This window comes from Pseudonocardia asaccharolytica DSM 44247 = NBRC 16224 (assembly GCF_000423625.1).
GTDB classification, from domain to species: Bacteria; Actinomycetota; Actinomycetes; order Mycobacteriales; family Pseudonocardiaceae; genus Pseudonocardia; species Pseudonocardia asaccharolytica.
Window position 1 is genome coordinate 164,614 of record NZ_AUII01000009.1, and the last position, 8,554, is coordinate 173,167.

The window sequence follows — 8,554 nt, forward strand, 5'->3', positions numbered from 1 at the left end:
CAGGCGATGACCACCACGCAGCCTCGGCACGCCGCGCCCACCAAGGACGAGACCACTCTCGTCGAGATGGCCTGGGACCCGATCACCCGGATCGTGGGCAGCCTCGGCATCTACGCAAAGATCGACTTCGCGGGCAAGCGGGTGGCGGAGTGCCACTCGACCTCGTCGATCTTCCGTGGTTACTCGATCTTCATGAAGGGCAAGGACCCCCGCGACGCCCACTTCATCACCAGCCGCATCTGCGGCATCTGCGGCGACAACCACGCCACCTGCTCGGTCTACAACCAGAACATGGCCTACGGGGTACGCCCGCCGCATCTCGGAGAGTGGATCATCAACCTCGGCGAGGCCGCCGAGTACATGTTCGACCACAACATCTTCCAGGAGAACCTGGTCGGGGTGGACTACTGCGAGAAGATGATCTCGGAGACCAACCCCGGGGTGCTGGAGCTCGCCAACCGCACCGAGGCACCCCACGCGGCCGACCACGGCTATCGGACCATCGGCGACATCATGCGCGCGCTCAACCCGTTCACCGGGGAGTTCTACCGGGAGGCCCTACAGGTCAGTCGCACCACGCGCGAGATGTTCTGCCTGATGGAGGGCCGTCACGTGCACCCGTCGACACTCTATCCCGGCGGCGTCGGCACCCACGCGACCCACCAGCTGTTCACCGACTACTACACGCGGCTGATGCGGTATGTGGAGTTCCTCAAGCGGGTCGTGCCGATGCACGACGACCTGTTCGACTTCATGTACGAGGCGCTGCCCGGCTACGAGGAGGTCGGACGCCGCCGGGTGCTGCTGGGCTGCTGGGGCTCGCTCAACGACCCCGAGGCCTGCGACTTCACCTACCGGAACATGACCGACTGGGGTCGGCGGATGTTCGTGACCCCGGGCATCGTCGTCGACGGCAAGCTGGTCACCACCGACCTCGTCGAGATCAACCTAGGCATCCGGATCCTGCTCGGGCACTCCTTCTACCGCGACTGGACGGACCAGGAGACGTTCGTGACGCAGGATCCGCTGGGCAACCCGGTGGACAAGCGCCACCCGTGGAACCAGCACACGATCCCGGCGCCGCAGAAGCGCGACTTCGACGACAAGTACAGCTGGACGATGTCGCCGCGCTGGTTCGACGGCACCGACCACCTGCCGCTGGACACCGGCGGCGGTCCGCTGGCCCGGCTGTGGGTGACGGCGCTGGCCGGGCTGGTCGACTGCGGTCATGTGCGCTCGACCGGGCACAGCGTGCAGATCAACCTGCCGCGCACGGCGCTGCGGCCAGAGACCTCCTATGAGTGGAAGCCGCCCGTCGACAAGCAGGGCCGCCCGCTGTCCAACGCGATCGAACGCAACCGGGCCCGAACCTACTTCCAGGCCTACTCCGCGGCCGCCGCGGTGCATTTCGTCGAGCAGGCGCTCGCCGAGGTGCGCGGTGGCAACAGCAAGACCTGGGAGCGCTTCACCGTCCCGGACGAGGCGATCAGCTGCGGGTTCACCGAGGCGGTGCGCGGGCTGCTGTCCCACCACATGGTGATCCGCGGCGGCAAGATCGCCAACTATCACCCGTATCCGCCGACCCCGTGGAACGGCAGCGTCCGGGACTCCTTCGGCACGCCCGGCCCGTACGAGGACGCCGTGCAGAACACGCCGATCTTCGAGGAGAATCCGCCCGGCGAGTTCAAAGGCATCGACATCATGCGCGCGGTCCGCAGCTTCGACCCGTGCCTGCCGTGCGGCGTGCACATGTACCTCGGCAACGGCAAACCGCTGCACAAGATGCATTCGCCCGGCACGCTCAACCTCATCTGATGGCCGATCAGCTGGATCCCCAGGAGGTCGCGCGGCGGGTCGAGACCGTGCTCGCCGGGATGGCCGAGCCGCGGACGGGCGAGGAGCTGGTTCGGCTGCTGATGCGGTTCTACGGCGCGGGGCTCGAGCAGATCGTCGCGATCGCGCGGGCTGCGGGCGGCGAGCCGATGGTGCATCGGCTCGCCGCCGACCCGCTGGTCGGTGGATTGCTCGCGCTGCACGACCTGCACCCGGTCGAGGTACGCACGCGCGTCGAGCACGCGATGACGGTCGCCAAACGCAAGCTCGGCTCGCACGCCTCCGACGCCGACCTGCTCGGCATCGATCCCGACGGCACGGTCCGGGTGGCGCTGTCGGCGGGCGGCTGCGGGGCGGAGACCGTACGGCAGATCGTGGAGGAGGAGATCGTTGCGGCAGCGCCCGACACGGTCGGCGTCGCCTTCGTCGAGGCCGACCGCGGCCCACCCCTGCTCCAGATCGGGGTGCGCCGTGGCCCCCTGTGAGTGCGTAACAGTGTTAGAACACTGTTACGCACTCACAGGAGCGGCTGAGGAGCGCAAACGGTGACCGGGTTGCGGCGGTTCCTCGTCGAGGACCGCGAGCCGCCCCCTCCTGTCGAGCACTGCGACCTGTGCTCGACCCCGATCCCGCCCGAGCACCCGCACCTGGTCCAGCTCGACGAACGCCGGATGCTGTGCGCCTGCGGGCCCTGTGGGTTCCTGTTCGACAATCCCGGCGCGGGCGCGGGCAACTACCGCCGCGTCCCCGATCGCTATCTCGCCGACCCTGCGTTCACCCTCTCGACCACCGACTGGGACGCGCTGCAGATCCCGGTCGGGTTGGCGTTCTTCCTGCACAACTCGGCGCGGGGCACCGTCGTCGCCTGCTATCCCGGCCCGGCCGGGGCCACCGAGAGCGAGCTGGGGCTGGCGGCCTGGGACTCGGGGATCGGGGCGAGTGCGCTGGCCACCGAGCTCCGCCCGGACGTCGAGGCGCTGCTCGTGCGCCGTGATCCACCCGCGTGCCTGCTCGTCCCGATCGATGCCTGCTACCGGCTCGTCGGGCTCGTCCGGACGCACTGGCGCGGCTTCGACGGCGGGGCCGAGGCCTGGCGGGCTATCGACGGCTGCTTCGACGAGCTGCGGGCGCGGGCCCAGACCTTGGAACGAGAGGCCTGACATGCTCCGGTTCGCCTGCACCGGGTCACGTCCCGAGCCCTACGCCGCCGGGCCGAGCCTGCAACTGGACCTGCGGATCACCGAGCTCAGTGGCCGCAAGGTGCACACGGCCTCGTTGCGGGTACAGATCCGCATCGACCCACGCCGTCGCCGCTATACCGGCGCCGAGACGGACAAGCTCGGTGACCTGTTCGGCGCGGCGCACCGCTGGGGCGAGACGCTCAACCCGCTGCAGCTCGCGACCGTCGGGGTGATGCTGCCCTCGTTCACCGGGACGACCACGGTGCCGCTGAACGTCCCGCTGACCTACGATCTCGATATCGCCGCGAGCAAGTACTTTCACGCCCTCGCCGACGGTGAGATCCCGCTGCTGCTGTTGTTCTCCGGGACGCTGTTCTACGCCGGGGACAACGGGGTCCAGGTCGGGCTCGTGCCCTGGCACGAGGAGGCCGAGCACCGGCTGCCCGTCGCGGTGTGGCGGGCCGCGATGGACGAGCACTTCCCCGGTTCCGGCTGGGTCCGGCTGCGCCGCGAGACCATCGACGCGCTGTCGGCCTACCGCTCGGCACAGGCCGTCCCGACCTGGGACGAGGCGATCGAGCGACTGCTCAAGGTGGCGCAACGATGACGATCGACAACGCATTCACCGAGGTCGCCGCGGTCGCGGACGCCGTGCTGTTCGAGGGCTACCTGCTCTATCCCTACCGAGCCTCGGCGCAGAAGAACCGGATCCGCTGGCAGTGGGGCGTCCTGGCACCGCGGGGCTACGGAGAGCAGTCCGGCGAGGTCTGGTCGAGCCGGACCGAGTGCCTGCTCGAGCCGCGCGGCGACGACGCGCGGGTTCATCTGCGGGTGCGGTTCCTGCAGCTGCAACAGCGGACGGTGCTCGACGCGCTCGGCCGCGAGGTCGAGGAGCTGAAGCTCGCCGGTACCCGGCATCTGAGCTGGGAGGAGGGGCTGCCCCGGCACGTCGACGCGGTGCTGCCGGTGGCCGAGCTGCTGGCCGGCGCGACCGTGCCGATCCGCGTCCCGGGCTCGTGGACCGGCGAGGATCTCGCCCACCCCGACGGCACTCCCGGCGGACGACTGCTCCGCACCTGCTGGCCGCTGGTCGGCACGGTCACGCTGCATGCCGAAGATCTCCCGGGCCCCTACGGTGTGTTGCGGCTGCGCGTCGAGGTGCACAACGACGCCGGATGCCCGTCCGGGTCGTCACGGGCGGAGGCCCTGCGGACCTCGTTGATCGGTACGCACAGCCTGCTCGCCGTCGAGCCCGGCTCGTTCCTGTCCCTCACCGATCCGCCGCAGTGGGCGGCGCCGTACGCCGCGGCGTGCGAGAGCCTCCACACCTGGCCCGTGCTGGCCGGCCCTGCGGAGCGGTCCGATCTGCTGCTGTCGGCCCCGATCATCCTCGCCGACCACCCGCAGCTCGCCCCGGAAAGCACCGTGGAGCTGTTCGACGGCACCGAGAACGACGAGCTGCTCACGCTGCGGACGCTGGCGCTCACCGACGCCGAGAAGGCCGAGGCCAGGGCGACCGACCCGCGCGCCGCCGCGATCGTCGACGCCGTCGAGGCGCTGCCGCCGGAGATCCTGGAGCGGCTGCACGGCGCGATCCGGTCGATGGATCCCGTGTCCGCCGGATCCCGGTTCGGCGCGGACAGCCCGATGGCGCTGCCCCGGACCGTGCCGTGGTGGGATCCCGGCGCCGACGCCTCGGTCGACCCGGAGACCGACACCGTGCTGGTCGGCGACGTTCCGGTGGCCAAGGGCAGCTCGGTGGTGTTGCGCCCGGGGCGCGGCTGCGACGCGCAGGACGCGTTCCTGGCCGGGATGCGCGCGACGGTCCAGGCCGTCGTGCACGACGTCGACGGGACCGTGCACGTGGCCGTCTCGCTCGACGACGACCCGGCCGCCGATCTGCAGACCACCCACGGTCGGTTCCGCTATTTCCGGCCCGAGGAGCTGGAGGTGACCGGGTGAAGGTGCTGGTCGCAGGCATCGGCAACGTGTTCCTCTCCGACGACGGGTTCGGCGTCGAGGTGGCGCGGCGGCTGCTGGGCCGCGGCAGGCTCCCGGCCGGCGTCGAGATCGTCGACGTCGGCATCCGCGGCGTGCACCTCGCCTATCGGCTCCTCGACGGCTACGACGGCCTGATCCTGATCGACACCGTGCACCGCGACGGCCCGCCGGGCACCGTCTACCGCCTCGAGCACTCCTTCGACGCGCCACCGCCCCAGACCTCGGGCCTCGCCCTCGACGGCCACGCCATGAGCCCGGACATCGTCCTCGGGCTGCTCCACGACCTCGCCGCGGCGAACGGGATCGACCCGCCGGTGCGGCGCGTCCTCGTCGTCGGCTGTGAACCCGCGGTCCTGCACGAGGGGATGGGTCTGTCCGACCCGGTCACCGCCGCCGTCGAACCCGCGGTGGCGACCGTCGACGAGTTGGTCACTCTGCTGCTCGACTCCCCGGAAGGAGCCCGCCCATGATCCGCAAGATGTTCCTGCTCGTCCTGCTCGTCGTCGCGGCCGTCGCCGCCGCGCTGGCCGTGCTGTCGCGGGACGAGATCGCCCGCTACCGCGAGATCAGCCGGATGTAGGAGGTCGCCGCAGATGTGCCTGGGGATTCCCGGTGAGGTGGTCGAGCTGATGGCCGGCCACGAGGACCTGGCCATGGTCAGCGTCGAGGGCGTGCAACGGGCGGTGAACATCGGCCTGCTGCGTGACGAGGGCGTGACCGACCTCCGCCCCGGCGACTGGGTCCTCATCCACGTCGGTTTCGCCCTCTCCAAGATCGACGAGGCCGAGGCCAAGGCGTCGCTGGACTGGTTGACCGGCGTCGGCGACGCCTACACCGACGAGCTTCGCGCGCTCGCCGCGTCCGATATCACGTAGGGGAGGCCGTTCGCCGTGCGCTATGTCGACGAGTTCCGCGACGCCGCCACCGCCCGGGCGCTGTCCACCCGGATCGCCGCGCTGTGCGAGCCGGGCCGGCGCTACAAGTTCATGGAGGTCTGCGGCGGGCACACGCATACGATCTACAAGCACGGGCTGGAGGACTATCTGCCCGAGACCATCTCGCTGGTGCACGGACCGGGCTGTCCGGTGTGCGTGATCCCGATGGGCCGGGTCGACGACGCGATCGCCATCGCCGAGCAGCCGGACGTCATCATGACCTCGTTCGGCGACATGATGCGGGTCCCCGGCGGGCGCGGTTCGTTCTTCGATTCCAAGGCCGCGGGCGCCGACATCCGGATGGTCTACTCGCCGCTGGACGCGCTGAAGATCGCCCGGAAGAACCCCGACAAGCGCGTGGTCTTCATGGCGATCGGGATGGAGACTACGGCACCGTCGACGGCGATGACGGTGCTGCGCGCCGCGAGCGAGGAGCTCGAGAACTTCTCGATCTTCTGCAACCACGTCATGATCATTCCGGCGATCAAGGCGATCCTCGACTCCCCCGACCTGCGGTTGGACGGGTTCATCGGCCCCGGTCACGTCTCGACGGTGATCGGCTGCCGGCCGTACGAGTACGTCGCGCGCGACTACGGCAAGCCGCTGGTCTGCTCCGGGTTCGAGCCGTTGGACATCCTGGAGTCGGTCTACCGGCTGATGGTGCAGGTGGCCGAGGGCCGCTGCGAGGTGGAGAACCAGTACGCCCGCGTCGTGCCCTGGGCGGGCAACCCCAAGGCGCTGCAGGTGATCGGCGAGGTGATGGAGCTGCGGCCGCACTTCGAGTGGCGCGGGCTCGGGTTCATCTCGCATTCGGCGCTGCGGGTTCGAGCCCGCTACAGCGCCTTCGATGCCGAGCGGATCTTCGACGTGCCCGGGGTGCGGGTCGCCGATCCGAAGGCGTGCCAGTGCGGTGAGGTGCTCAAGGGCGTGCTCAAACCGTGGGAGTGCAAGGTGTTCGGCACCGCGTGCACCCCGGAGACGCCGATCGGAACGTGCATGGTGTCCAGCGAGGGCGCCTGCGCGGCCTACTACAACTTCGGCCGGTTCAGCCGCGACCGCGTCCGGGAGGCGACGCGGTCGTGAACACCACCCAGCGCGCCGATCGGGCCGGCGAGACGACCCGCGAGCAGCAGGTGCTGGCGCGGATCGCGAAGGTCCGCGCCCGCCGGCCGAAGGTCCGAGAAGAGCGGATCACGCTCGCGCACGGCGCGGGCGGGAAGGCCACGCACACCCTCATCGAGGCGGTGTTCGTCGAGGCGTTCCGCAACCCGGTGCTCGAACAGCTGGAGGACGGCGCATCGCTCGACACGGAGGCGGGGCGGCTCGCGTTCACCACCGACTCGTTCGTCGTCTCGCCGCTGTTCTTCCCCGGCGGGAACATCGGCGACCTGGCCGTCAACGGCACGGTGAACGACCTGGCGATGTGCGGGGCCCGCCCGCTGCACCTGTCCGCCTCGTTCATCCTCGAGGAGGGCTTCCCGGTCGTCGACCTGCAGCGGGTCGTCGCCTCGATGGCCGCGGCCGCGCAGGCCGCGGGGGTGCAGATCGTCACCGGCGACACCAAGGTCGTCGAGCGCGGCAAGGCTGACGGCTGCTACGTCACCACGGCCGGGGTGGGGCTGCTGGACCGCCCGCTGCGGTTGTCGGCGAGCGCGGCGCGGCCCGGCGACGTCGTGCTGGTCTCCGGGCCGATCGGCGATCACGGGATCACCGTCATGCTGGCCCGCGGCGAGCTGGACATCTCCGCCGATATCCGCTCCGACACCGCCGCGCTGAACGGCCTCACCGCCCGCCTGCTCGACGCCGCGGGTGCGGGGGTGCGGCTGCTGCGCGACGCCACCCGCGGCGGGGTCGCGACGATCTGCAACGAGGCCGCGGTGGCCTCACAGGTCGCGGTGGTGCTCGACGAGAAGTCCGTTCCGGTGCGCCCGGTCGTCACCGGGGCCGCGGAGCTGCTCGGGATCGACCCGCTCTACGTCGCGTGCGAGGGCAGGCTCGTGGCGGTGGTCGCCCCCGAGCACGCCGACGCGGCGCTGGCCGCGCTGCGGGCGCATCCGCTCGGCGAGGGTGCCACGGTGATCGGAGCGGTCCGGGACGATCCGCCGGGGCTGGTGCTGCTGCGGACCTCGTTCGGCGGGACCCGGGTCGTCGACCTGCTGGTCGGCGACCCGCTCCCTCGAATCTGCTGATGTGCCCCTGTGAGTGCGTAACAGTGTTCTAACACTGTTACGCACTCACAGGGGGGACGCTCCTATGGTGTGTCAAGCCGCACGGGTGGCTGAGGTGGGCGGGTTCTCGAGCTGGCGGTAGAGCTGGCGGGCGATGTAGCGCTTGAGGCAGCGTTTGATCTCCCTGTCGGTCTTGCCCTCGGCGTAGGTGCGGGTGTCGGGGTCGTAGCGCAGCCGGGACAGGGCGATGGTGTGCAGGGCCCGGTTGAGTTGCCGGTTGCCGCAGCGGTTGAGTCGGAAGCGCACGGTCTTGCCCGAGCTGGCGGGGATCGGGGCGGCCCCGGCGAGCATGGCGAACGCGGCATCGTTGCGGCAGCGGCCGGGGTGCGACCACGCGGTGAGCACGACCGCGGCGACAATCGGACCGACTCCGGTC

Annotated in this window: 10 protein-coding genes; 9 read left to right on the forward strand and 1 reads right to left on the reverse strand. The window is 70.4% G+C overall.

All coding sequences use genetic code 11. The features are described from left to right. Positions 1-6: 6 nt before the first annotated feature. The 9 genes from G567_RS0112770 (at position 7) to hypE (ending at position 8,139) form a co-directional block, all read left to right on the forward strand. Complete coding sequence (locus tag G567_RS0112770; RefSeq protein ID WP_028930304.1) at positions 7-1,815, forward strand: nickel-dependent hydrogenase large subunit; 1,809 nt, start codon at positions 7-9, stop codon at positions 1,813-1,815. Continuing rightward, positions 1,815-2,318 (forward strand): hypothetical protein, encoded by a 504-nt coding sequence (locus tag G567_RS28515; protein WP_051232899.1) that lies wholly within the window; start codon positions 1,815-1,817, stop codon positions 2,316-2,318. Before G567_RS0112770 ends, G567_RS28515 begins: the two co-directional genes overlap by 1 nt. A 60-nt stretch (positions 2,319-2,378) precedes the next feature. Next, entirely contained in the window at positions 2,379-2,993 is a 615-nt protein-coding gene (locus tag G567_RS0112780) for a DUF5947 family protein (protein ID WP_028930305.1), read from the forward strand. Between the two features lies 1 nt (position 2,994). Beyond that, on the forward strand, positions 2,995-3,621 hold the full coding sequence (locus tag G567_RS0112785) for a DUF6084 family protein (RefSeq protein WP_028930306.1): 627 nt from the start codon (positions 2,995-2,997) through the stop codon (positions 3,619-3,621). Beyond that, a complete protein-coding gene (locus G567_RS34200; RefSeq protein ID WP_051232901.1) occupies positions 3,618-4,976 on the forward strand; it encodes a hypothetical protein in 1,359 nt (452 codons plus the stop codon). Before G567_RS0112785 ends, G567_RS34200 begins: the two co-directional genes overlap by 4 nt. Beyond that, positions 4,973-5,485 carry a hydrogenase maturation protease gene (locus tag G567_RS34205; protein ID WP_028930308.1) on the forward strand — a complete coding sequence of 171 codons (513 nt, stop codon included), beginning with the start codon at positions 4,973-4,975 and terminating at the stop codon, positions 5,483-5,485. Before G567_RS34200 ends, G567_RS34205 begins: the two co-directional genes overlap by 4 nt. 123 nt (positions 5,486-5,608) lie before the next feature. Then, positions 5,609-5,890, forward strand: coding sequence for a HypC/HybG/HupF family hydrogenase formation chaperone (locus G567_RS0112805; RefSeq protein ID WP_028930309.1), 282 nt, complete (start codon positions 5,609-5,611; stop codon positions 5,888-5,890). Between the two features lie 15 nt (positions 5,891-5,905). After that, positions 5,906-7,033 carry a hydrogenase formation protein HypD gene (hypD, locus tag G567_RS0112810; protein WP_028930310.1) on the forward strand — a complete coding sequence of 376 codons (1,128 nt, stop codon included), beginning with the start codon at positions 5,906-5,908 and terminating at the stop codon, positions 7,031-7,033. Beyond that, positions 7,030-8,139, forward strand: a complete 1,110-nt coding sequence (gene hypE / locus G567_RS0112815) for a hydrogenase expression/formation protein HypE (RefSeq protein ID WP_281169666.1) — start codon at positions 7,030-7,032, stop codon at positions 8,137-8,139. The genes hypD and hypE overlap by 4 nt, the downstream gene beginning before the upstream one ends. A gap of 72 nt (positions 8,140-8,211) precedes the next feature. Here the strand turns inward: hypE and G567_RS28520 are convergent. Continuing rightward, positions 8,212-8,554, reverse strand: a 343-nt coding sequence (locus tag G567_RS28520; protein WP_154667145.1) for a transposase, incomplete at its 5' end; no start/stop codon positions are given.

Bases quoted from the DNA above. Each gene is read 5' to 3' on its own strand.
- G567_RS0112770 (WP_028930304.1), top strand. From the start codon at position 7: ATGACCACCACGCAGCCTCGGCACGCCGCGCCCACCAAGGACGAGACC.
- G567_RS0112805 (WP_028930309.1), top strand. From the start codon at position 5,609: ATGTGCCTGGGGATTCCCGGTGAGGTGGTCGAGCTGATGGCCGGCCAC.
- G567_RS0112785 (WP_028930306.1), top strand. From the start codon at position 2,995: ATGCTCCGGTTCGCCTGCACCGGGTCACGTCCCGAGCCCTACGCCGCC.
- G567_RS34200 (WP_051232901.1), top strand. From the start codon at position 3,618: ATGACGATCGACAACGCATTCACCGAGGTCGCCGCGGTCGCGGACGCC.
- G567_RS28515 (WP_051232899.1), top strand. From the start codon at position 1,815: ATGGCCGATCAGCTGGATCCCCAGGAGGTCGCGCGGCGGGTCGAGACC.